Source organism: Thiocapsa sp. C2-2m, assembly GCF_041903745.1.
Classification (GTDB): domain Bacteria; phylum Pseudomonadota; class Gammaproteobacteria; order Chromatiales; family Chromatiaceae; genus Thiocapsa; species Thiocapsa roseilacustris.
In genome coordinates this window covers 53,310-77,809 of sequence record NZ_JBBWVD010000029.1, presented here as the reverse complement: position 1 = coordinate 77,809, position 24,500 = coordinate 53,310, and the positions used below count along the sequence as shown (strand labels likewise).

The following is a 24,500-nucleotide window of genomic DNA, read 5'->3' as shown; positions in this document are numbered from 1 at the left end:
CGTTGTCGTAGTCGTCCGGAATCCGATGACGACAACGACAACGACAACGACGACAACGACAACGAACGGTTTCGACACATCTGCCGTGTTGCATGAGGTTAAAGTGTGCAGTATGGCCGCGATTTCGCAAGGTCCCGGTGCATCTCGAAATGCCTCTCGCGGAGATATGGAGCATACGCGGGAAAAATCTCGGAATCTCCGTGTCTCCGTGTCTCCGTGAGAGATTCTGCAGCTGATCGGTGCTGAACCCCCTGCTGTGCTCCGGGTCGCCGCGGATCCGTCCGCTGCGGTATCCTAACGCCCATCGCCGTCACCCCTTGCCCGAAGACCGAGCATCCATGCAGACCGACTACGACCCGCAGACCGTCGAGGCAGCGGCCCAGCGCTATTGGGAAGACCACCAGTCCTTCAAGGCCGTCGAGGATCGCTCGCGCGAGAAATTCTACTGCCTCTCGATGTTCCCATACCCTTCCGGGCGGCTGCACATGGGGCATGTGCGCAACTACACCATCGGCGACGTGATCGCGCGCCATCAGCGCATGCTCGGTAAGAACGTGCTCCAGCCGATGGGGTGGGACGCCTTCGGTCTGCCGGCCGAGAACGCGGCCATCCAGAAGGGTATCCCGCCGTCGGAATGGACTAAGTCGAATATCGACTACATGCGCACCCAGCTCAAGCAGCTCGGCTTCGGCTATGACTGGGACCGGGAGCTCGCGACCTGCGATCCGGAGTACTACCGCTGGGAGCAATGGCTCTTCACGCGTTTGATGGAGAAGGGGCTGGTCTACCGCTCGCAGGCGACGGTCAACTGGGATCCGATCGATCAGACCGTGCTCGCCAACGAGCAGGTCATCGACGGTAAGGGCTGGCGCTCGGGCGCGCCGGTGGAGAAGCGCGAGATCCAGCAATGGTTCGTGCGCATCACCGACTATGCCCAGGAGCTGCTGGACGCGCTCGACGGCCTGGACGGCTGGCCCGAGCAGGTGCGCACCATGCAGCGCAACTGGATCGGGCGCTCCGAAGGTGTCGAGATGTGCTTCGGGATCGAAGGCTCGGACGAGACGCTGGAGATCTACACGACCCGTCCGGATACCCTCATGGGCGTGACCTATGTCGCCGTCGCCGCCGAGCATCCGCTCGCGCGACGTGCCGCCGAGGATCAGCCGGCCCTCGCGGCCTTTATCGAGGAGTGCCGCAAAGGCGGGACCTCCGAGGCCGAGATCGAGACAATGGAGAAGAAGGGCCATCCGCTCGGCCTGAACGCCCTGCATCCGGTGACCGGCGAGGCGGTGCCGATCTTCGCCGCGAACTTCGTGCTCATGGGTTACGGCACGGGTGCGGTGATGGCGGTCCCGGCGCACGACGAGCGCGATTTCCATTTCGCGCACAAATACGGCATCCCGATCCGGCCGGTGATCGTACCCGAGGATTGGAAAGATCTTGCGTTGGAGTTTACTTCGGCTGCCGGCACACCTGCAGAAAGCCGCCCGGTCGTTGCGGTGCCCGGAGACGCGTCACGAGTCCCCCTGGATTGGTCAAACTGGGACGAGCGTTTCGAGAAAAAAGGCTTTCTAATCAACTCCGGCCCTTTCTCGACCTTGACCAGTGCCGAGGCGTTCGAGGCCATCGCCGCCTGGCTGGCGGAGCACGACAAGGGCTGCAAACGCGTGAACTTCAGGCTGCGCGACTGGGGCGTCTCGCGCCAACGCTATTGGGGCTGCCCCATCCCGGTAGTGAACGGCCCCGACGGCAGTCTGCGCCCCGAGACCGATCTGCCGGTGCGCCTGCCCGAGAGCGTCGTCGTCGATGGCTCGGGCTCGCCGCTCAAAAAGATGCCGTCCTTCTCCGATCTCCCCGGCGGCGAGACCCGCGAGACCGACACCTTCGATACCTTTCTCGAATCGAGCTGGTACTACGCACGCTACTGCTCGGCGGATTGCGACACGGCCATGCTCGACGAGCGGGCAGGCTACTGGCTCCCGGTCGATCAGTACGTCGGCGGGATCGAGCACGCCATCCTGCATCTGCTCTATGCGCGCTTCTTCCACAAGCTGATGCGCGACGAGGGGCTGCTCGACTGCGACGAGCCCTTCGCCCGGCTCTTGACCCAAGGGATGGTGGTCGCCGAGACCTGGTATCGCGAGGACCCGGACGGGCGCAAGCAGTGGATCAATCCGGCCGAGGTGCAGACCGAGCGCGACGAGAAGGGCCGGTTAGTGCGCGCCTGGCTCGCGGCCGACGGTCTGCCCGTCACCTTCGGCGGCATCGAGAAGATGTCGAAATCCAAGAACAACGGCGTCGACCCGCAGGCCCTGACCGAGCGCTACGGTGCCGATACGGTGCGGCTCTACACCATGTTCACCTCCCCACCGGAGCAGTCGCTCGAATGGAACGACGAGGGCGTCGAGGGTGCCTTCCGTTTCCTCAAGCGGCTCTGGTGGTTGGCGACGACCGAGGCGGAGACCATCCGCGGCGCGCGCTCTCCGGCGGCGAGCGATCCGGACGAGGCGGCCGGCGAGGCGAGGCGCGAGATCTACGGCGTGCTCAAAAAGGCGCTCTTCGATTACGAGCGTCAGCAGTTCAATACCGTCGTCTCCGGCTGCATGACCCTGGTCAACGTGCTCTACAAGCTCGATCCTGAATCACCCGCGCGCGGCCCCATGTTACGCGAGGGTCTAGCGATCGTGCTGCGTCTCCTCGCGCCGATCGCTCCCCACGTCACCCATCATCTCTGGCGCGAGCTGGGGTTCGGCGAGGACATCCTCGGCTCGACCTGGCCCGAGGTCGATGCCGCGGCACTGGTGCAGTCGACGATCGACTATGTGGTCCAGGTCAACGGCAAGCTGCGTGACACCGTGAAGGTCTCCGCCGAAGCCGATCGTTCGGCCATCGAGGCCGCCGCACTGGCAAGCGAGAACGCGCGCCGTTTCATCGGCGAGGCGGCCGTACGCAAGGTCATCGTGGTCCCGAACAAGCTCGTCAACATCGTCGCCAACTGATGCCGATGCCCGCCTGCCTATCCGAGATGCGCGTTCGAGCCCCGGCCGGTGGGCGGCTTGGTGGCCCGTCGCGTGCCCGCTCCCTCGCGTGGGCTCGAGCCGCCGCTCTCCTGATCCTGGGTTTGATCTGTCTTGCTCAGCTCGGTTGCGGTTTTCGCTTGCGGGGTGTTGTGGAGATCCCGGCCGAGCTGAATCCGGTCTACATCCAGGCGGCGGGCAACTCGCCGGTACGCGCCGCCCTCGTGGACCAGCTCGCGGGCAGCGACGTGGTGCTGGCGAAGACTGCGGTCGAGGCGAAGCTGATCCTGCGCATCCTCTCGGAGAGTCGTTTCTCGCAGGTGGTTGCCGTCGACTCGGGCGGTCGGGTCTTGGCCTACGAGCTTCACTATCTGGTGAGCTACGACGCCGTCACGCCCGACGGGGCTCAGAAGGTGCCGGGGCAAACGCTCGATCTGGTCCGCAACTTCGACAACCCCGACGTGGAGGTCCTCGGAAAACAACTCGAAGAGGCCCTCATCTATCAGGATTTCGCACGCGACGCCGCGGATCGAATCCTGATGCGCCTGCGGGTGACGCTGCTCTGAGCGTCGGCGCAAGTTGTGCATCCTATCGTCAGCACAACCAACCGTCGGCGCTGATGCGCCTGTGGGTGACGCTGCTCTGAGCGTTGGCGCAAGTTGTGCCTCCTATCGTCGGCACAACCTACAGGCCGAACCCCGAACCCCGAACCCCATGCGCCTTCGCTTCAACCAGCTCCAAGACACCTTGTCCCGCGGACTGGCCCCGCTGTACCTGGTCTGCGGCGACGAGCCCTATCAGCTCGGCGAGGCGGCGCGTCTGATCCGCGAGGCGGCCCGCCGTCAGGGGTTTGCCGAGCGCGAGGTCCTGGACCAGGACGCCGCCTTCGACTGGCATGCCTTGGCCGCTTCCGCCGACGCCATGTCGCTCTTCTCATCGCGCAAGCTGATTGAACTGCGCATCGGCACGGCGAAGCTCGGCAAAGATGGGGGGGCTGCCGTGCGCGCCTATTGTGATCGGCCCTGTCCGGACAACCTGCTGCTGATGATCGCGCCCGAGCTGGATCGCAAGGAGCTGCAGAGCCAGTGGGCCAAGCGGCTCGAGTCGGTCGGCGCACTGGTGCAGGTCTGGCCCTTGAAGGGACGGGAGCTGGTGCAATGGCTCGGTCAGCGTCTGCAGTCGGTCGGGCTGCAGCCGGGGCCGGGTGTGGCCGAGCTGCTCGCCGAGCGTGCCGAGGGCAACCTGCTGGCGGCCGTGCAGGAGATCGAGAAGCAACGTCTGCTGCGTGATCCGGGACCGCTCGCGCTTGACGATCTGCTCGGGAACCTCGCCGACAGCGCCCGTTTCGACCTCTTTTCGCTGACCGACGCGGCCTTGTCCGGAGACCGCGCCCGCACCCAGAGGGTGCTCTCGGTCCTGCGCGCAGAAGGGACCGCGGATATTCTGGTGCTCTGGGTCTTGGCGCGGGAGCTTCGGACCCTGGCCGAGGCGGCCGGGGCGCGGGCGAGCGGAGTGCGTGGGCCGGGTGCGGGCGATGCGCGGATGCCGCCGCAACGTCTCCAGGCGATGGAGCGCGCCCTGTCGCGTCTCTCGCCGACCCTGCTGCGCGCGCTGCTCCATCAGTGCTCGCTGGTGGATCAGTCGATCAAGGGTCTCGCCGTCGGGGACCCTTGGCACCGCCTAGCCGTGGTCGCCGATGCCTTGGCCGCCGGCGGTTTCCGGGCGGGTCGGCCGATCCCGCAGCGCTGAGACGCGTCCGGTCGGGTCTTATCGGTCTCCCCGCTGTGACCGCTTCCGTCTGATCTATAGCTCCTTTTTCGGCCCCTTTTCGGCTATACAGACCCTGGGCACCGTCTTACACTGACTCCTGATAGCGATTCTTAAACTGCGTCCAGTCGGAGCTGGCGCGACCAATCCAATCCAACAAACCACGCATACCGCGCCGGGCGCGGTTTAGGTCCGAGATGAGCGAACGACAGATCACCGATATCGACGCCTACATGGCTGACCTTGGACGTCGCGCCCGTGCTGCGTCGCGCGGTTTGGCACGGGCCACGACCCGCCAGAAGAACGACGCCCTGTCGGCGATTGCCGACGCGATCGATCGCCGACGCGCAGCCATCGTCGCCGCCAACCGGATCGACCTCGAGCAGGGTGCGGCCAAGGGCCTGGATGCCGCGCTGCTCGATCGGCTCGAGCTGACCGAGGGGCGCATCGACACCATGATCGAGGGACTGCGCCAGATCGCGGCCCTGCCGGATCCGATCGGTGCCATCACGGATCTGGATTACCGCCCGTCCGGCATCCAGGTCGGGCGCATGCGCGTGCCGCTGGGTGTCGTGGGCATCATCTACGAGTCGCGACCCAACGTGACGGCGGATGCGGCCGGGCTCTGTCTCAAATCGGGCAACGCGACCCTGTTGCGCGGGGGCTCGGAGGCCTTCGAGTCGAATCAGGCGATCGCGGCCTGTATCGGTCGGGGCCTGGTCGAGGCCGGTCTACCCGCCGACGGCGTGCAGGTGGTCGCCACGACCGATCGTGCGGCGGTCGGGGCCATGATCGCCATGCCCGAGTTTGTCGACGTCATCATCCCGCGCGGCGGCAAGGGTCTGATCGAGCGGATCAGCCTCGAGGCGCGGGTCCCGGTCATCAAGCATCTCGACGGCATCTGTCATGTCTTCATCGACGCCCATGCCGATCCGCAGAAGGCGTTCGACATCGCCATGAACGCCAAGACGCAGCGTTACGGGACCTGCAACACCATGGAGACCCTACTGGTGGACGCGTCCGTCGCGGAGACCATGCTGCCGCGTCTGGCCGCCGCCTATCGCGAGAAGGGTGTCGAGCTGAGGGGCTGCTCACGCACCCGCGAGATCCTCCCCGAGGCGATCGCCGCGACCGAGGCCGACTGGGACACCGAGTACCTGGCCCCGATCCTCGCCATCCGGGTCGTCTCCGGGCTCGATGCGGCGATGGATCACATCGCCGCGCATGGCTCGGCCCATACGGATGCGATCGTCACGGAGGACTACAGCCGTGCCCGACGCTTCCTGCGTGAGGTGGATTCCAGCTCGGTCATGGTCAATGCCTCGACGCGGTTTGCCGACGGGTTCGAGTACGGCTTGGGTGCGGAGATCGGGATCAGCACGGATAAGTTTCATGCTCGCGGCCCGGTCGGGCTCGAGGGTCTGACCTCGGTGAAGTTCGTGGTGCTGGGCAACGGCGAGGTCCGCACCTGATGGCCCTGGGATGTCTCGGTGGTCTTTATTCCGCTGTCGGTCGCACCACGACGCCTTGATGATCGGCATCCTCGGCGGCACCTTCGACCCCATCCACTTCGGACATCTGCGTCCGGCGCTCGATTGTCTCCAAGCGCTCGGTCTGGAGGAGATCCGGCTCGTCCCGCTCAATGTTGCGGTGCATCGTGCGCCGCCGGTCGCCTCCTCGGCGCTGCGCTTGGCCATGTTGGAGGCGGCAATCGCCGGCCAACCGGATTTCGTCGTCGACCCCCGCGAGATCGAGCGGCCGGGCGGATCCTACACTTACGACACCCTGATCTCGCTGCGTGCCGAGCTGGGCCGAGAACCGCCCTTGTGTCTGCTCATCGGCGCCGATGCCTTTGTGGGCTTCCTGGATTGGCATCGCCCGGCGGATATCCTGGACCTGGCGCATCTCGTGGTGATGCGGCGACCGGGTGCGTCCGTCGGGCTCGATCCTGCCCTGCAGGCATTCTGCACGGGACGTCTCCGCGACCGGGCCGACGACTTGGCAGAGACGCCGGCCGGCCGCATCCTCTTTCAGGACGTGACCCAGATCGATGTCTCGGCAACCCGCGTGCGCGAGCTGATCCGCCAGGGTCTGAGTCCGCGCTGGCTCCTGCCCGATACGGTGATGTCGATCATCGCGGCGGAAGGTTTGTATCGGTAGGCCAGAGGCCCACCGAATTGAATATTTTTAATATCTTGAACCGCGCCAGCTCCAACGGTCGTCAAGTCTGCCGGGGCCGATCCCATCGAATAACATCGCATGCCGCGCTGGGCGCGGTTTAATTCAAAAGCAGAGGAGATCGCATGCAGCTTGAGACACTTCGGGAACTGGTCGTCGAGACCTTGAGCGATATGAAGGCCCGCGATATCGAGGTGATGGACGTGCGGGGCAAGACCGCCATCACGGACTATATGATCGTCGCCTCCGGAACCTCGGACCGGCATGTGAAGGCCATCGCCGAGACCGTGGCCTATAAGTCGAAGGAGGCGGGCGAGACCCCGCTGGGGATAGAGGGCGTCACCGAGGGCGAGTGGGCCCTGGTGGACCTCAACGGGGTCGTGGTGCATGTCATGCTCCCCAAGGTGCGTGACTTCTACAATCTCGAAAAGCTCTGGGCCGCACCGGCTGCCGTTGCGAAGGTCGCCGCCGTTCCGCTTTAGGGCCGACCCGATGGACCGCTTCGACCGGATCTTCGAGCTCAACCGGATCCTTCAGGCGGCTCGGTATCCGGTCTCGCGGCAGCGATTGCAGGAGTCACTCGAGTGCTCCCGCGCGACGATCAAGCGCCTCATCGAGGACATGCGTCTGCACCTGAATGCCCCGATCGTCTACGACCGGGAGCACAACGGCTACAAATACGATCTGGCCGACGGTGCGATGTACGAGCTGCCCGGTCTTTGGTTCAACGCCTCCGAGCTGCATGCCCTGCTGACCGTGCAGCAGCTCTTGACGAGCGTGGAGCCCGGGCTGCTCGACCCGCATCTCAAGCCCCTGCAGAAACGCATCGGCGATCTGCTCGAGCTGCAGCGCCCCGGTTTCGATGGGCTTTCGGCGCGGGTGCGGATCATGCAGATGGGCGCGCGCCGCGGCGGTCGATACTTTCAGACGGTCGCCGGCGCCTTGGCTCAACATCAGCGGCTGTGGATCCGCTATTTCAATCGCGGCGACGATCGGCACAGCGACCGCGAGGTCTCGCCCCAGCGTCTCACCTACTACCGCGATAACTGGTATCTCGATGCCTGGTGTCATCTGCGCGAGGGCCTGCGGACCTTCGCCCTGGATGCGATCGAGGCCGCGCGCCCCTTGACCACGAGCGCCCTGCCGGTGGCGGACGAGGATCTCGATCGACATTTTGCCGTCTCCTACGGGATCTTCGCCGGCGCGCCGCAGCAGACGGCGGTGCTGCGCTTCAGCCCGGAGCGCGCCCGCTGGGTCGCGAAGGAGCAATGGCATCGGGATCAGGCGGGGCAATTCCTCGAGGACGGGCGCTACGAGCTGCGCATCCCCTACAGCAACGCACTTGAGCTGACGATGGACGTGCTCAGGTACGGGCCGGATGTCGAGGTTGTCGAGCCGGCGATCCTGCGCGATCTGGTCCGGGAGCGTCTCGCTGCGGCGCTGGCGCGGTATGGCTAAGGCGATTTCCGGAAAGTTCTCACCCGTAGGTTGTGCTGACGATAGGAAGCACAACTGCCGGCGGTTGGTTGTGCCTCGCAAGGCTCGGCACAACCTACGGCGCTGGCTCGGTATGGCTAGTGCAGCACGGCAGATGTGTCGAGACCGTTCGTTGTCGTAATCGTAATCGTATCGATGGTCGATCACGACAACGACAACGACAACGACAAGGACGAAGACAACGAAGTTGATCTCGGACGGTCTCGGAATCTCTTCACCGCTCCGCTAGCGGGCCGATCATGGCAACTGATCGACAGCAAGGCCCGGAACATCGTCGTTCAGGATCTGCTCAATGGTGAAGGGGCAGACCGGCGGGAAGGTCTCCTCGGCGAGGCCGGTCTCGCGGGCCGCCTTGAGGATGGCATCGCCATAGGCGTCCACGACGGCTTGCTCGAGCTTCGCCTTGAGACTGGGGTTCTGTGCGAGATGCCGATGAAGACGTCGGCGCTGCTCCTTGATCGTGAGTGTCCAGCTTCGACTGCGCCGATTGGGTTGGAATTGCCACTTGAGCAGGTGCGTGAACAGCCGTGCGAGTCGGTTTTCAAGCTCCCGCAACTCGCTCTTGCCCATGCTCTCGATCTCCTCGGCGATGTGCTCGATGTCGGCCTGGTCGATCCGTCCGCCGCGCAGGAGCGCGGCTTGAGTGTTGGCCCAAGCGTAGAAGTCCGAGTCGTAGGTGCTCTCCATCTGTGTCCTCGGGGGGTGGCTGCGGCGCTGCAGGTATGATGAGGTGATTTCCTGGAAAGGGGCAACCAGCGTGTAGGTGGGAATTGATTCGCAGCTCAGCCCTTCAGGTCTTCCGGGCATGCGCAGTCGAGACGCCTCTCACCGAGACACGGAGGGCACGGCGAATCCGAGATCTTTTCTTCGTGCGCTCCGTATCTCCGTGAGAGAATTTAGAAACTCATCGGTGCCAGGGGATGCAACTTCAGACAAGGTGATCCGCGATGACATCGACCGAACGCCAAGCTCCACCCCTCTGTCTGGTCGTCGCGATCGCGGACAACGGAGTGATCGGTCGAGAGAATCGGCTGCCTTGGCATCTGCCGGCCGATCTGGGACACTTCAAAGCGCTGACGCTCGACAAGACGATCGTCATGGGACGGCGGACCTGGGAATCCCTGCCCGGAGTTTTGCCGCGTCGACGCCACATCGTGCTGTCCCGTGACCCGGCCTTTCGTCCGGACGGCTGTCTCGTGGTGGATTCACTGGATGCAGCGATCGAGGCTGCCGGCCCGGTGCCCGAGCTGTTGATTGTCGGCGGGGCGGCACTCTATGCCGAGACGCTCCCCCGCGCGGACGGACTCTATCTGACGTTGGTGCATACCGCCGTCGAGGGCGATACCCGCTTTCCGAGATGGGACCCGGCGGATTGGGTCGAGGTGAGCCGGGTCGAGCGTCTGCCCGACGAGCGCAACACTTACGCCATGACTTTTCTGGAGCTTCGCCGTTTGCCCGGACTTCAGTCCGATCCGGGCCGCAGATAGCCCGCGCAGTCGATCTGGATCGGCGTCATCAACCTTTTCCCGTCGCCGTCTCCGTTGCCGGCGATCCGGATCGCGGTCAGCGCGCCGCCCCAGAGACAGCCGCTGTCGAGTCCCCAGACGTTGTGCTCGGCGAGATAGCCGATGGTGGACCAGTGGCCGAAGATAATCCGGTCGTCGCGGGTGTGCCGGTCCGGCATCCGAAACCAGGGCAGGCGTCCGGCCAATTGGCTCCCGATCTCGCCCTTCTCGCCGAGGGCGAGGGCGCCGTCCGACGCGCAGAACCTCAGTCGGGTCAGGCAGTTGGTGATGAACCGTAGACGGTCCATGCCGGTCAGATCGGGCGACCAGCGCTTGGGTTTGTTGCCGTACATCGCCATCAGGTACGCGCGATGGTCCGGGCCGCGCAGGGTCGACTCGAGCTCGTGCGCGCGGGCTCGAGTGTCTTCGAGGCTCCATTGCGGCGGAACACCGGCATGGATCATCGAGAAACCGATGTCCGAATCATGGTGCAACAGCGGGCGATGGCGCAGCCAATGCAGAAGCGCGTCGCGGTCAGGCGCCCGCAGTACCTCGTCGAGCGTGCTCTTGCCGGCGTGCCGGGTATTGCCTTCGGCCAAAGCGAGGAGATGTAGGTCGTGGTTGCCGAGGACCGTGACGGCGCAATCGCCCAGATCGTGCACGAATCGCATCACCGCAAGCGATTCAGGCCCGCGGTTGACCAGGTCGCCGACGAGCCAAAGTCGGTCGACGCCCGGATCGAACCGGAGCCTGTCGAGCAGTTGCCGCAGCTCCCGATAGCACCCCTGGATGTCGCCGACGGCATAGATGGCCATGGCCGTGTCGGTCCCGGTCGTCTCTTTCAGTGTATGGTCATGGCGGACGCCAACGAAAAGGCCGGGATATCGGCATCGAAGCGGACCCCGTCGTCGCTGATCATGCCGTAACTGCCGTGCATGCTGCCGATCGGGGTGGCGATGATGGTGCCGCTCGTGTACTCGAAACGTTCACCCGGTTTCAGGTGCGGCTGCTCCCCGACGACACCCTCTCCCCTGACTTCCTGGGCCTTTCCGTCTGCGTCCGTGATGATCCAGTGCCGATCGAGCAGGCGCGCCGATTGATCCCCGTGATTTTCGATCACGATCGTATAGACAAACACATAACGTCCTTCTCCGGGGGAGGACCGCTCCGGCTGGTACTGGCTATTGGCCGAAATCTTGATCGAAAACTCGTTCACCTGAACCTCCACGTCGCAGACAAGAGTATCGGATCGCGTGATAATACACATGGCCCCGTCGCGCGATCCAGGCACATCGGAGCCCCTTATCCATTTCAATGTCCATCAAGGACAGCGAGCCCTCCAGTCAGAGTCGTGACATCAGGTCGGTTGACACATGCGCCCCAAGTCATCTCCTCCCAAGCCCGATCTCATAATCTTGCTGATCGCCTTTGCCTTGATCGGAATGGTGGCGACTCTGGCGTATCAAATCGGTCTGTACGCGAGTGTCGAGCGTGCACCGATCGCCAAGCAGGCGGTCGCACCGAAGGATTTCGGCGGCTGAAGTGTTCGCCACGCGGGAGGACGATGTGATATTAACCGAGCCTCGAGACGCCATGCCGTGCGACGCACGCCGACGGGCCGTCCCCTGGGGGCTCCGAGGCTCAACAACGCATCCGGTCGCAGCCTATGTCCGATAAACTACGCGTCGCCGTCATCGGTGTCGGCTATCTGGGGCGTTTCCATGCCCTGATCTACTCGCGCATGCCTGATGTCGCGCTGGTGGGCGTGGTCGATGTCGACCCGGCCCGCGCCGATGCGGTTGCTGCCGAGGCCGGATGTTCCGCCTATGCGCGGATCGACGATGTCATCGAGTGGGTCGACGCGGTCAGCATCGTGGTCCCGACGACCGCGCATCTTGAGGCGGCGGCGCCCTTCCTGTCGCGCGGCATCCCGGTCCTGCTCGAAAAGCCGATCGCGGCGAGCCTGGCCGACGGGGTCGAGATTGTCCGCTTGGCGCGCGCCTATCATGCAATCCTGCAGATCGGTCATGTCGAGCGATTCAACGCCGGTGTCATGGCGCTCGCGCAGCGGATCCATGCGCCTGTCTATATCGAGGCTCAAAGGATGGGTGGCTTTACGGAGCGCGCGACCGATGTCGACGTGGTCTCCGATCTCATGATCCACGATATCGACATCATCCTCTCCCTGGTCGGGGCCCGCATCGCCAATATCTCGGCCGTGGGCGCCTCAGTGCTGACGGATCACGTGGATATCGCGAGCGCCCGACTGGAGTTTGACCAGGGGACGGTCGCCAACGTCGTCGCCAGCCGCGTTTCGGACAAGACCACGCGCCGGATCCGGGTCTTCCAGCCGGGCCGCTACCTCGCGCTCGATTTCATCGAGCAGACCATCGATATCGCCGCGCCCCGCGCCACCGCCGGTTCCGCACGCCCGGAGATCGTCCGCGAGCGCATCAGTGTCGAGCCGGTCAAGCCGCTGGATCTTGAGCTTGCCGAGTTCGTGCGCTGTATCCGCGAGGGACGCCCTCCGCTCGTGGACGGGCAGACGGGGTTAAACGCGCTCGAAGTCGCCTTGGAAGTGCGCGCCCGCACGGGGCACTAAGACTAAACCGCGTCCGGCGCGACATGCGTCGGGATCCTTTTGCCGTAGCGTTCACGCCATCTCGAGGCGCGCCACAAAAAGGCGTAGGTTGTGCCGAGCCGTGCGAGGCACAACCAACCGTCGTCGCGAGTTGTGCTTCCTATCGTCAGCACAACCTACGAGCCTAGCCACTAACCACTCTATCTCATCCCAGGAATCGCTCGTAAATCGATTCCGACTCCCCGTAACACCCGCAGGCTGCGGCTTGCAGGCCGGCCCGATCGAGAACGCGAATGTCGCCACGGCTGTAGTGAATAAGGTTGCGCTGTTGCAGCGCCGTCGCGGCCTTGGTGACGCCGACCCGGCGCACCCCGAGTAAGAGGGCGAGGAACTCGTGGGTGGCATGGAAGTGATCCGAATGCGCCCGGTCCTGGGTCATCAGCAACCAGCGGGCGAGACGCGCTTCCAGCACATGGAAGCGGGTGCAGGCGACCATCTGCTCGACCTGGTTCGTCAACACGAAGAGATAGCGGTTCAGCGTGATCTGAAGTGCGACGCTCAGCCCGAGCGCCTCGGGAAACCGCTCCACTGTCATACGCCAGGCGGGACCGGCGCCCCGAACAACGGTGCGCAGCAGCGTCACGTCGATCCCCAAGATCAGTGGTGTTCCAACCATTCCCTCGCTGCCGACCAGCCTGACCTCCAGACCGGCGTGATCGATCGGCGGCGTCACCAGAGAAAAGAAGCAGTCCGTGGGGAAGTAGACGTGGCGGATCTGCTCGCCGGGTTCGTTGATCACCTCGTCGAGCGCGAGCTCGACCGACTCGCAGCGCGTCAGCACCTGTTGATGATCCTCGTCCGGCAGCGATGCGAGAAGACGATTCTCGAAGTGAGCGGAATTCTTCTCGTGATGCACGTGGGGTCTCCTCGTGGGCCGGGTAGAACGGTAACACTCGGCAAGCGGAGCGCGTTGTCGGGCAGCTGCGGGCGCTGTCTTATCGCGCAGGGGCTCGCTGTCATCCCGATCGGTCACTGACGGCCGGCTCGGCCTTGGGGCTCCGTCAACTTTACACATTACGTCAATTAGCGGGTTCATTCAGTGCGCTGACAAACATAGCGCGTTGATCCCTGTCCCTATGTGTGATGGCGTACAGACTGGGCCGGTTACGCCGCGCATCCTGTCGTTCACGGTGTAGGCCCCTCTTCGACCGTGAGGTTTAGCTCGTAAATCCGGCCGTCGGGGGCAGCGGCCTCCAACGTGTGGGTAGTGCCGGACCTCGGAGGTTCGGCTGCCGTTCTCTCTCGCGGCGATCGCCGTCACGAGAACCCGTTGCCCTGTTATCCCGGGCGGGAGTACCTAGGGGCGGGGGTACCTAGGATAAGCAGGCTAAATTACAGTATAAAGCAAGAAAAAATACTTGCTATAAATAGTAGTATTACGTGTCACATTAATCTGACACAGCAAGTTGTCGAACTTGTATTACATTGATTTTCAGGGTCTCTTCCGCGCTCCGATGCCGGGTGCTCTTCGGATCTCGGACTGGATCAAGATGCGAGACAACCGTTGGGGCGCTGCATTGCGGCTCACCGACGATGGGCAGTGGGGCGGCTGCCGAACGACATGCTCCCGCCTCTCGGGCGCTCATCAACCAGTACAGGAGAATTGAGATGAATTTGATTAGCTTGGTCGTCGTTTTGGTCGTCATCGGAGTCATCCTGTGGCTGATCAACAACTACATTCCGATGGATGGAACCATCAAGAAGATCCTGAATGTGGTGGTCGTTATCTTCGTGGTGCTATGGCTGCTGTCCGCTTTCGGACTCCTCGGCTCCATGTCCGGAATACGCATCGGGTAATCGTGCGAACAACAATCGCTTATCCATGCCGGGAGATAAGATGAACACACTCAAGATTGTAGGGGTCGTACTGATTATCGGCGGTGGCTTGGGGTTGGCGTATGGTGGCTTCAGCTATACGAAGGAGACCACGCAGGCTCAACTGGGTCCCCTCGAATTGACGGTCCAAGACCGCGAGACGGTCAACATTCCGATCTGGGTCGGCGTGGCGTCGATCGTGGCCGGCGCGCTGCTATTGCTCGTGCCGAGGGGCACTTGAGAATGACCGCACGGGAGACCTGGATCTGGGTCTCCCGTGAGGAGCAATTCGATTTCCGGAAACCTTGTTTCCAGCCTCTTTCACGTCGGCAAACGAGACCCTTAAACATGACCAACAGAGATTTGCAGGGCCTGATCGCGATGGCGTTGATGTTCGGCGGCGCAGCGGTGCAGTCCGCCGGACCGGAGCAGTCGGGCACCACGCACTCGCCGATTCCGGGCGCCGCCGGTCTGCAGCTCGCGGAGACGCAGACGGAGTATGGGATCCGGCCGGCCGAGAGCCTCGGCTCGCCGACGTCCGCGGATGTCGCCGCCCCCGCTCGGGAGTCGACCGGGGAAACTTCATCGGAAATCATGACCAATGGCGACATTCGCTACGTAACGGGCGGCATCGGGGAGAGCGAACGCGCGGAGCTCGAGGCCTTGTCCAGTCAGTTCAACCTGCGCCTGCTCTTCGCGACGGAGGGCACCGGTGAGTATCTCTCATCGGTTAAAGTGAACATTCTGGATGCGCACAGCGGGCCGGTCTTGACCGCCCAATCGAAAGGCCCTTGGTTCTTCGCCCAATTGCCGGCGGGCGACTACAGCGTGGAGGTCACCCCGACGGGTTTGCGCGGTCAGGACGAGACTCAGCGCAAAACCTTCAATCTGGATGGTTCCGGCCAGTCACGCTTGGACTTCTACTGGAAGAAATAGGCGCGGCGAGCTTGAGCATAGGATGTCGAGCGGGCACATCTCGTGGCGCTGCGCGCGACGCGTGAGGAAGGCGAGAAGAGGCTGGAGGAGATGCAGGCCACTACGGAAAGCAACTGGGAGCAGCTCAAAGTAGAAACCGAGCGGGCCTGGGATGCCATCAAGGATTCCTTCAATACGTTCAAGTCGCATTATAAGTAATCATTGAATCCATCGCGTTGCGTGAGCTGATGAAGGCGGGATGTGACGCGATGTTGTCAGGCCACGATGGCCCGAGTGACGAACGGCTCTGTAGAGTGGACAAGCGCACGCAGTCCACAAGCGCCGGCGCAGGAAGTCATTGTCGTAATCGACAACGACAACGACAACGACAACGACTCGGTGGTGACCTTCGTCCTCCGAGGATGGCATCTCCGCGTCGGAGATAGGACGTTTAAAGGAGAGTCATTTGGCGATTCGCGACACCCTGCTCCAATTCAGGAGATGGCTTTCCGGTAAGGGTTTGATCAAGGCGTCTGTCGGCGACGAGCCGCCGTTGCGCTCGGAGCTCTTCAGCGCGGTGCAGATGGAAGAGCACGGCAAGCGCCTTGCCGATGCGCATGCCTTGATGCCCGGACATCCACCGGACCGTCTGCTCGCTCGCCTGACCGAGAATGAAACCATCCTGGTCGGCGTCTGTCGCTTGCTCATGGCCGCCGTCACGGAGAACCGTCGGATCGCGCCGGCCGGCGAATGGCTGCTCGACAATTTCTACCTGATCGAAGATCAGATCCGCACCGCCAAGCGACATCTCCCCAAGGGGTACAGCCGGGAACTGCCGCGCCTGCTCCAAGGACCGTCCGCCGGACTGCCGCGTGTCTATGACCTCGCACTGGAGATCATCGCCCATGGCGATGGTCGGGTCGACCCCGAGAACCTCAACCGCTTCGTCGCGGCCTATCAAACGGTCACCACCCTGCGGCTGGGCGAATTGTGGGCCATCCCGATCATGTTGCGGCTGGCGCTGATCGAGAATCTGCGCCGCGTCGCGGTCCTCATCGCCGCCAGCCGGACCGACCAGAACCTGGCCGATGTCTGGTCCGATCAGATGATGGCGATGGTCGAGCAGGATCCGAAAAATCTGATCCTGGTGATCGCCGACATGGCGCGCTCGAACCCGCCCCTGTCGAGCGCCTTCGTGGCGGAGCTGGCGCGCCGACTGCAGGGCCAGAGCTCCGCCCTGGCCTTGCCGCTGACCTGGATCGAGCAGCAGCTCGCTGAGTCGGGCCTGACGATCGAGCAGTTGGTGCAGGTCGAGAACCAGCAACAGGCCGCCGATCAAGTGTCCATCGGCAACAGCATCGGCAGTCTGCGTTGCCTCGGGGCGATGGATTGGCGCGAGTTCGTGGAATCCATGAGCCTGGTCGAGCAGACCTTGCGCGAGGATCCGGGCGGGATCTACGGCCGGATGGACTTTGCCACCCGCGACCGTTATCGACACGTCGTGGAGAAGGTTGCTAAGAACAGCGCCTTGTCCGAGGTGGAGGTGGCGCGCCGGGCGGTCGAGCTGGCGCGCGAAGGCGCGGTCGGGAACGATGGTGCCGAGCGTGCGGCGCATGTGGGCTTCTATTTGATCGATCGCGGTCTGCCGCGACTGGAGCATCGGGCGCGGGCCTGCATCTGGACTCTGGAGTCGCTGCAACGAAGGGGTCAGCGATCACCGTTGTTCCTCTATCTCGGGGTGATCCTGCTGTTGACGGCGCTTTTCAGCGGGGGGCTGTTGGCGCAGTCCGGCAGCCTGCCTGGTTGGCTGCTCCTGCTCCTGGCGGTGCCTGCCGCGCTGGGCACCAGTCAGCTCGCGGTGGCGCTGGTGAACTGGCTGGCCACCTTGCTCGCGACACCCTATCCGCTGCCGCGATTGGATTGTTCACTCGGCATTCCGTCGGAATCGCGCACCCTGGTGGTGACCCCGAGCATGCTCACCGGCGCGGCGGGCATCGAGGCGCTGATCGAGGGGCTGGAGGTGCGGTTCCTGGCCAATCGGGATGAGAGCCTGCACTTCGCCCTGCTGACCGATTTTCGCGATGCGCCGGCGCAGACGCAGCCCGAAGACGAGACACTGGTCCGGCTGGCTGTGGCAGGGGTCGAGGCCCTGAACGCGAAGTACCCGCGCGACGGCGGCGATTGTTTTTTCCTCTTCCACCGCCCGCGCCTTTGGAATCCGCAAGAGCGGATCTGGATGGGCTACGAGCGCAAACGCGGCAAGCTCGCCGACCTGAACGCGCTGCTGCGCGGCGGGACAGACGATCGCTTTGCAACGATCGTGGGAGAGACGCCGATCCTGCTTGGTGTGCGCTACGTCATTACCCTGGACACCGACACCCAGCTCCCACGCGATGCCGCGCGCGAATTGGTCGGGACCCTGTCGCACCCGCTCAATCGGGCGCACTACGACCCCGAGCGGCAGGTCGTCTCCGAGGGCTACGGCATACTGCAACCGCGCGTGGCCGTCAGTCTGCCCGGAGCCAATCGGTCGCGGTATGCGCGGCTGTACGGGGACGACGCCGGCATTGATCCTTATACCCATGCCGTTTCCGATGTCTACCAGGATGTGTTCCAAGAAGGCTCCTTCATCGGCAAGGGCATCTACGATGTCGCTGTCTTCGAGCAGGCGCTCGAGGGCCGTTTTCCGGAGAATCGCATCCTCAGCCATGACCTGCTGGAAGGCTGTCATGTCCGCTCGGGGTTGGTCTCCGATGTGCAGTTGTACGAAGACTATCCGGCCTGTTACAGCGCGGACGTAAGCCGCCGCTACCGCTGGATTCGGGGCGACTGGCAGATCGCGCGTTGGCTCTCGCCGCGCGTTCCCGGTCTCGACGGACGCCTTCGGAAGAACCCGCTCTCGGCGCTGTCGCGTTGGAAGCTGGCCGACAATCTGCGGCGCAGTCTCGTGCCGGCAGCGCTGACGCTGCTGTTCGTGCTGGGCTGGACACTTACGGCGTCGCCGGGGCTCTGGACTCTGGCCGTGCTCGGGATCTCCCTGATTCCATCAGTGCTGACCGCGCTCCTGGACGGCCTGCAGAAGCCGGGCGACGTGCGTTGGCTCGATCACCTCGCGGCCGCGCTGCGCGCGGCGCTCCGTCAGCTGGCGCAGGCACTCTTCACCGTCGCCTGTCTCCCGTACGAGGGGTACTTCAGCCTGGACGCCATGGTCCGCACGCTCTGGAGGATGCGGGTCACCCATCGACGTCTGCTCGAATGGACCTCCTCATGCGATCTGGATCGCTCGCGCCGGGACATCGTCGCCTTTCACCGGAGGATGTGGATCGCCCCCGTGCTCGCCCTGGTCACGATCTCCGCGCTGGCCTGGCTCGACCCGGCCGTGTTGATGGTCGCGGGGCCGATCCTCTTGCTCTGGCTGGCCGCACCCACCATCGCCTGGTGGACGAGCCGCCCCTTGACGCGTCGCGAGGCCCGCCTGACGGCCGAGCAAATTCGCTTTCTGCGCGCCCTGTCGCGCAAGACCTGGGCCTTCTTCGAGCGGTTCGTCGGGCCGCAGGATCATTGGCTGCCGCCGGACAACTATCAGGAGCATCCCGTGCCCGTGGTCGCGCATCGCACCTCGCCGACCAACATGGGGATGTCGCTGCTCGCGAATCTGGCCGCCTATGATTTCGGCTATCTGCCGACCACGGGACTGATCGAGCGCACCACCAACACGCTGGGCACGATGGCCGGCATGGAGCGTTATCGCGGCCATTTTTTCAATTGGTACGACACGCAGACGCTCAAACCGCTCGCGCCCTTCTATATCTCGTCGGTGGACAGCGGCAACCTCGCGGGTCATCTGCTGACCTTGCAGCCGGGTCTGCTCGCGCTGATCGACGCGCCGATCCTCAACCCGCGTTGGCTGGACGGGATCGAGGACAGCTTCGGGATCCTGGCGGACGCGCTACAAGCCGGTCCCGAGCCGCATCGAGACGGCGTCCATCAGGCCGCGCTCACGCGATTACGCCAGAGACTGGAGTCGGCCTCGGAGTCGCCCCCTAACACGCTGGCGACGGCACGCCAGTGTCTCGATTCACTGGCAACGGCGACCGAGGTCGCGGCGTCGGCGTTGGATACGCACACCACCGGCGCCGCAAACGACTGGGCCTGGGCCTTGGCCCGCCAATGCCGCGCCGTTCTGGATGATCTGCTGTTGCTGGTGCCCGCACTGGCGGACCCGGTTGCAGCCCCGGTTGTGCTCGGCGCGGAAGGCTCCGGCGATCTGTCCTTGACGCTGCGTCAGCTCGCTGCACGGGAAGCGGACCGGGACGCCGACGGCGCTGCCCGCCAGCGAATCGCCCTGCTCGAGCACCTCGCCCAGCACGCCGGCGAGCTGGCCGAAGCCGACTATGACTTCCTCTACGACACCTCGCGTCATCTCTTGGCGATCGGCTACAACGTCGCCGAGCGGCGCCAGGATGCGAGCTTCTACGACCTGCTGGCCTCGGAAGCGCGGCTTGGCAGTTTCGTGGCGATTGCGCAGGGCCATCTGCCGCAGGAGAGCTGGTTTTCCTTGGGGCGCCTGCTGACCGTCGCCGCCGGCGAGTCGACGCTCCTGTCGTGGAGCGGCTCCATGTTCGAATACCTCATGCCCGTGCTGGTGATGCCGACCTACGACAACACCCTGCTGGACCAGACCTATCGGACGGCGGTGGCCCGCCAGATCGAGTACGGCAAGTTGCGCGGCGTTCCCTGGGGCGTGTCCGAGTCCGGTTACAACACCGTCGATCTTCATCTGAACTATCAGTACCGTGCCTTCGGCGTACCCGGCCTGGGGCTGAAACGCTGGCTGGCCGAGGATCTGGTCATTGCGCCCTATGCCTCCGCACTTGCGCTGATGGTGGCGCCCGAGGCGGCGTGCCGGAATCTCCAGCGGCTCGCCGCGAGCGGGTTCGAAGGCCGCTACGGTTTCTACGAGGCCATCGACTACACGCCGTCCCGACTTCCCCGCGGGCAGACGAGCGCCCTGGTGCGCTCCTTCATGGCCCATCACCAGGGCATGAGTTTTCTGTCGCTCGCGTACCTGCTCTTGGACCGCCCGATGCAGCGGCGCTTCATGGCGGCGCCGATGTTTCAGGCGACCGCCCTGCTGCTGCAGGAGCGCATCCCCAAGACACCCTCCTTCTATCTGCATGCGACCGGCGAGCCCACCGACATCCGCACCACCGCAAGCAGCCAGGAGGCGGAGATCCGCGTGTTTACCAGCCCCAACACGCCCATCCCCGAGGTCAAGCTGTTGTCGAACAGCCGCTACCATGTGATGCTCACCAACGCGGGCGGCGGCTACAGTCGCTGGAAGGATCTGGCCGTCACACGCTGGCACGAAGACACCACCCGTGACCATTGGGGGACCTTCTGCTACGTGCGCGACCTGGCGAGCGGCGAGGTCTGGTCGACAGCCTATCAGCCGACGCTCAAACAGCCGGACACTTACGAGGCCATCTTCTCGGAGGGACGCGCCGAGTTTCGTCGTCGTGATCGGGGGATCGAGTCCTATACCGAGATCGCCGTCTCGCCGGAAGACGACATCGAGCTGCGCCGGGTGCGTCTGACCAACCGCTCGCGCAGCCGCCGGGTCATCGAGGTCACCAGTTACGCCGAGGTCGTGCTCGCCCCGCCCGCCGCGGATGCGTCGCATCCGGCCTTCAGCAACCTCTTTGTGCAAACCGAGATCCTCGACCCGCAACCGGCGATCCTCTGCACCCGCCGACCACGCTCGCGCGAGGAGTCCTCGCCCTGGATGTTCCACCTGATGGTGGTGCGCGGGGCCGACTGCGGCGCGCCGTCCTACGAGACGGACCGGATGCGCTTTATCGGGCGCGATCGCACGGTTGCCGATCCGCAGGCGATGCACGGCGATGAGGCACTCTCTGGCAGCGCCGGCTCGGTGCTCGATCCCGTCGTCGTTATCCGCTACGCCATCACACTGGATCCGGATCAATCCGCCACGCTCGATCGAGTCACCGGTATCGGCGAGGATCGCGAGATGGCCGTGAGCCTGGTCGAGAAGTACCGGGATCAGCGACTCGCCGATCGCGTTTTCGATCTGGCTTGGACCCACAGCCAGGTGGTGCTGCGCCAGATCAATGCCAGCCAGTCCGACGTGCAGCTCTACGGACGCCTGGCCAGCTCGATCCTCTACGCCAATGCCTCGCTGCGTGCCGAGCCGAGCGTGCTGAGTCAGAATAGGCGCGGACAATCCGGGCTCTGGAGCCATGCGGTGTCCGGCGATGTGCCGATGGTGCTGGTGCAGATCGGCGACCCGGAGAACATCGAGCTGGTCCATCAGTTGGTCCAGGCGCATGCCTATTGGCGCCTGAAGGGACTGACCGTGGATCTGGTGATCTGGAACGAGGATCGCGCCGGTTACCGGCAGCAGCTCCAGGATCAGATCCTGGGTCTGATCGCCGCGGGCGCCGAGGCGCATGTGATCGATCGACCCGGCGGCATCTTTGTGCGCCCGGCCGATCAGATCTCCAACGAGGATCGCATCCTCTTCCAAACCGTGGCGCGAGCCATCCTCAGCGACGCTCGGGGCACCCTGGCGGAGCAGCTCGGTCGGCGCGCTCCGCGGCAAGCGCGTATCCCGCGCCTACGCCCGACCCGCGGCCGTTTTGCCGAATGGAGTCGCAGGGTCGAGCCCAAATGGGTCAGCGACGCGGAGCCGGCCGGCCGCCCGCTCCGTCTCTTCGACAACGGGCTGGGCGGCTTCGCCCCCGACGGGCGCGAGTACGTCGTCACGACCCAAGCCGGCCGGACGACGCCTGCACCCTGGGTCAATGTTCTGGCGAATGCGCACTTCGGGACGGTCGTCTCGGCGAGCGGCATGGCCTACACCTGGAGCGAGAATGCCCACGCCTTCCGCCTCACGCCCTGGCACAACGACCCGGTCGGCGACGCGAGCGGCGAGGCCTTCTATCTGCGCGACGAGGAGAGCGGACACCTGTGGTCGCCCACGCCGCTGCCCGTCGGCGGTGCGTCTGAGTACACCAGCCGGCACGGTTTCGGCTACAGCGTCTTCGAGCACAACGAGGACGGCATCGCCTCGGAACTGTGGGTCTATGTCGCGGTGGACGCACCGATCAAGTTCTCGGTGCTCAAGCTGCGCAACTGCTCCAATCAGGCGCGCCGGCTGTCCGCGACCGGCTATGTGGAGTGGGTGCTCGGGGATCTGCGGCCCAAATCGGCCCTCCACGTCATCACCGAGATCGACCCGATCTGCGGTGCACTCTTCGCGCATAACCCCTACAACACCGAGTTCGCGGATCGCCGCGCCTTTTTCGACGTGGACGATCCGACTCGGACCGTCAGCGGCGACCGGACCGAGTTCATCGGGCGCAACGGAACCCTGAGCGCGCCGACCGCGTTGACGCGCTTAAGGCTGTCCGGGAAGGTCGGTGCCGGGCTGGATGCCTGCGCCGCGCTTCAAGTCAACGTCGATCTGGCCGCCGGGCAAACGCATGAAATCGTCTTCCGTCTCGGTGTGGCCGGTCGGCGCGGCGCCGATGATGCCGGCACGCTGGTGAATCGCTACCGCGGGGCGTCCGCCGCCCGATCCGCGCTGGAGGCGATCCATGCACATTGGACACACACCCTGGGCGCCGTGCAGGTGGAGACCCCGGACCCCGCGCTCGACGTCCTGGCCAACGGCTGGCTCCTCTATCAAACCCTGGCCTGCCGCGTGTGGGCGCGCAGCGGTTACTACCAGTCGGGCGGCGCCTTCGGGTTCCGCGACCAGTTGCAGGACGCGATGGCGCTCGTCCATGCCGAGCCGTTACTGCTGCGCGAGCACCTGCTGCTCTGCTCGGGGCGTCAGTTTCCGGAAGGCGATGTCCAGCACTGGTGGCATCCGCCCTCCGGCCGTGGGGTGCGCACCCGCTGCTCCGACGACTATCTCTGGCTCCCCTTGGCGACCTGCCGCTATGTGCTGGCCACCGGGGATACCGGCGTGCTGGACGAAACGACCCGATTCCTGGAGGGCCGCCTGGTCAGCGGGCAGGACGACTCCTACTACGATCTCCCCGGTCAGTCCGAGGAATCGGCGAGTCTCTACCAGCACGGCGTGCGCGCCATCCTGCACGGTCTGCGGTTCGGCGAGCATGGACTGCCGCTGATGGGATCCGGCGACTGGAACGACGGCATGAACCTGGTCGGGATCCAGGGCCGGGGCGAGAGCATCTGGCTGGGCTGGTTCCTCTACGAGGTGCTCACACAGTTCGGCGAGGTGGCTCGTTCGCAGGGCGACGAGCCCTTCGTCGAACGCTGCCTGACGGAGGCCGCCCGGTTGCGCATGAACATCGAGGCGCATGGCTGGGACGGTGGCTGGTATCGGCGCGCCTATTTCGACGACGGCACCCCGTTGGGTTCGGCGAGTCTGGAGGAATGCCGGATCGATTCCATCGCGCAGAGCTGGTCGGTGCTCTCCGGGGCCGGCGACCCGAGCCGCGCACGCACGGCGATGGCGGCGTTGGACACGCGCCTGGTGCGCCGGGACGCCGGGCTGATTCAACTGCTGGATCCGCCTTTCGACACCTCCGAGTTGAATCCGGGTTATATCAAGGGGTACGTGCCGGGCGTGCGCGAGAACGGTGGGCAATACACCCACGCGGCCATCTGGGCAACGATGGCGTTCGCGCGCTTGGGCGATGCGGCGAAGGCCTGGGAACTCTTCGGCATGATCAACCCGATCAATCACGGGCGCTCGCCCGAGGACATCGCGACCTACAAGGTCGAGCCCTATGTGGTCGCCGCCGATGTCTACGGCGTGTCGCCGCATGTCGGGCGCGGGGGTTGGACCTGGTATACCGGCTCGGCGAGCTGGATGTATCGGTTGATCCTGGAGTCTCTGCTGGGGCTGCGGCTCGAGGTCGATACCCTGCATGTCGCGCCCTGTCTGCCCGCCGATTGGGACGGGTTCAAGCTGAGCTACCGCTATCGGGAGACGCTCTACCGGATCGCCGTGACGCAGAGCCGCGAGGGCGGGACGCGGATCACGTTGGACGGTGTCGTGCAGGATTCGCCGGGGATTCCGCTGGTGGACGACCGGCGGGAGCATCGGGTCGAGGTGGTTGTTCGGGGTGAGCGGTCGGGATAAGCGCCACGCGCCATGTTCCGAGGACT

19 protein-coding genes are annotated in these 24,500 nt (G+C 64.6%); 15 read left to right on the top strand and 4 right to left on the bottom strand.

The window, feature by feature from the left end:
• Positions 1-338: 338 nt before the first annotated feature.
• The 7 genes from leuS (at position 339) to AADX97_RS20705 (ending at position 8,420) form a co-directional block, all read left to right on the top strand.
• Positions 339-2,999: a leucine--tRNA ligase gene (gene leuS, locus AADX97_RS20735; RefSeq protein WP_374233676.1), complete on the top strand. Its 2,661-nt coding sequence runs from the start codon at positions 339-341 to the stop codon at positions 2,997-2,999.
• Positions 2,999-3,583: an LPS assembly lipoprotein LptE gene (lptE, locus tag AADX97_RS20730; protein ID WP_374238569.1), complete on the top strand. Its 585-nt coding sequence runs from the start codon at positions 2,999-3,001 to the stop codon at positions 3,581-3,583. Before leuS ends, lptE begins: the two co-directional genes overlap by 1 nt.
• 148 nt (positions 3,584-3,731) lie before the next feature.
• Positions 3,732-4,766 carry a DNA polymerase III subunit delta gene (holA, locus tag AADX97_RS20725; protein WP_374233678.1) on the top strand — a complete coding sequence of 345 codons (1,035 nt, stop codon included), beginning with the start codon at positions 3,732-3,734 and terminating at the stop codon, positions 4,764-4,766.
• Positions 4,767-4,981: 215 nt separating this feature from the next.
• Positions 4,982-6,256 carry a glutamate-5-semialdehyde dehydrogenase gene (locus tag AADX97_RS20720; protein ID WP_374233680.1) on the top strand — a complete coding sequence of 425 codons (1,275 nt, stop codon included), beginning with the start codon at positions 4,982-4,984 and terminating at the stop codon, positions 6,254-6,256.
• A 58-nt stretch (positions 6,257-6,314) separates the two neighbouring features.
• The gene (gene nadD, locus AADX97_RS20715) at positions 6,315-6,944 is read left to right on the top strand and encodes a nicotinate-nucleotide adenylyltransferase (protein WP_374233681.1); all 630 of its coding nucleotides are present in this window, start codon (positions 6,315-6,317) and stop codon (positions 6,942-6,944) included.
• A gap of 143 nt (positions 6,945-7,087) precedes the next feature.
• On the top strand, positions 7,088-7,444 hold the full coding sequence (gene rsfS, locus AADX97_RS20710; protein ID WP_374233682.1) for a ribosome silencing factor: 357 nt from the start codon (positions 7,088-7,090) through the stop codon (positions 7,442-7,444).
• 10 nt (positions 7,445-7,454) lie between these two features.
• Complete coding sequence (locus AADX97_RS20705; RefSeq protein ID WP_374233683.1) at positions 7,455-8,420, top strand: helix-turn-helix transcriptional regulator; 966 nt, start codon at positions 7,455-7,457, stop codon at positions 8,418-8,420.
• A gap of 276 nt (positions 8,421-8,696) precedes the next feature.
• Here the strand turns inward: AADX97_RS20705 and AADX97_RS20700 are convergent, their stop codons facing one another.
• Positions 8,697-9,146 (bottom strand): DUF29 domain-containing protein, encoded by a 450-nt coding sequence (locus AADX97_RS20700; protein ID WP_374233684.1) that lies wholly within the window; start codon positions 9,144-9,146, stop codon positions 8,697-8,699.
• A gap of 260 nt (positions 9,147-9,406) precedes the next feature.
• Between AADX97_RS20700 and AADX97_RS20695 the strand changes: the two genes are divergently transcribed.
• Positions 9,407-9,946: a dihydrofolate reductase gene (locus tag AADX97_RS20695; RefSeq protein WP_374233685.1), complete on the top strand. Its 540-nt coding sequence runs from the start codon at positions 9,407-9,409 to the stop codon at positions 9,944-9,946.
• On the opposite strand, the gene AADX97_RS20690 is transcribed toward AADX97_RS20695, so the two are convergent.
• Together AADX97_RS20690 and apaG are read right to left on the bottom strand one after the other, a co-directional pair.
• A complete protein-coding gene (locus tag AADX97_RS20690) occupies positions 9,922-10,779 on the bottom strand; it encodes a symmetrical bis(5'-nucleosyl)-tetraphosphatase (RefSeq protein ID WP_374233686.1) in 858 nt (285 codons plus the stop codon). The genes AADX97_RS20695 and AADX97_RS20690 overlap by 25 nt on opposite strands.
• 26 nt (positions 10,780-10,805) lie before the next feature.
• Positions 10,806-11,180: a Co2+/Mg2+ efflux protein ApaG gene (apaG, locus tag AADX97_RS20685; protein WP_374233687.1), complete on the bottom strand. Its 375-nt coding sequence runs from the start codon at positions 11,178-11,180 to the stop codon at positions 10,806-10,808.
• 199 nt (positions 11,181-11,379) lie between these two features.
• On the opposite strand from apaG, the gene AADX97_RS20680 reads away from it, so the two are divergent.
• Both AADX97_RS20680 and AADX97_RS20675 read left to right on the top strand, forming a co-directional pair.
• Complete coding sequence (locus AADX97_RS20680; RefSeq protein ID WP_374233688.1) at positions 11,380-11,505, top strand: hypothetical protein; 126 nt, start codon at positions 11,380-11,382, stop codon at positions 11,503-11,505.
• A gap of 125 nt (positions 11,506-11,630) precedes the next feature.
• Positions 11,631-12,566: a Gfo/Idh/MocA family protein gene (locus AADX97_RS20675; RefSeq protein ID WP_374233691.1), complete on the top strand. Its 936-nt coding sequence runs from the start codon at positions 11,631-11,633 to the stop codon at positions 12,564-12,566.
• 184 nt (positions 12,567-12,750) lie between these two features.
• Here AADX97_RS20675 and AADX97_RS20670 read toward each other — a convergent pair whose 3' ends face one another.
• Complete coding sequence (locus AADX97_RS20670; protein WP_374233692.1) at positions 12,751-13,461, bottom strand: Crp/Fnr family transcriptional regulator; 711 nt, start codon at positions 13,459-13,461, stop codon at positions 12,751-12,753.
• A 752-nt stretch (positions 13,462-14,213) separates the two neighbouring features.
• Between AADX97_RS20670 and AADX97_RS20665 the strand changes: the two genes are divergently transcribed.
• The 5 genes from AADX97_RS20665 (at position 14,214) to AADX97_RS20645 (ending at position 24,474) form a co-directional block, all read left to right on the top strand.
• Positions 14,214-14,402: a Thivi_2564 family membrane protein gene (locus tag AADX97_RS20665; protein WP_374233693.1), complete on the top strand. Its 189-nt coding sequence runs from the start codon at positions 14,214-14,216 to the stop codon at positions 14,400-14,402.
• A 40-nt stretch (positions 14,403-14,442) separates the two neighbouring features.
• Complete coding sequence (locus AADX97_RS20660; protein ID WP_374233694.1) at positions 14,443-14,661, top strand: hypothetical protein; 219 nt, start codon at positions 14,443-14,445, stop codon at positions 14,659-14,661.
• A 107-nt stretch (positions 14,662-14,768) separates the two neighbouring features.
• Positions 14,769-15,356 (top strand): carboxypeptidase-like regulatory domain-containing protein, encoded by a 588-nt coding sequence (locus AADX97_RS20655; protein WP_374233695.1) that lies wholly within the window; start codon positions 14,769-14,771, stop codon positions 15,354-15,356.
• Positions 15,357-15,398: 42 nt separating this feature from the next.
• A complete protein-coding gene (locus AADX97_RS20650; protein WP_374233696.1) occupies positions 15,399-15,554 on the top strand; it encodes a hypothetical protein in 156 nt (51 codons plus the stop codon).
• A gap of 247 nt (positions 15,555-15,801) precedes the next feature.
• Positions 15,802-24,474 carry a GH36-type glycosyl hydrolase domain-containing protein gene (locus AADX97_RS20645; protein ID WP_374233698.1) on the top strand — a complete coding sequence of 2,891 codons (8,673 nt, stop codon included), beginning with the start codon at positions 15,802-15,804 and terminating at the stop codon, positions 24,472-24,474.
• Positions 24,475-24,500: the final 26 nt, after the last annotated feature.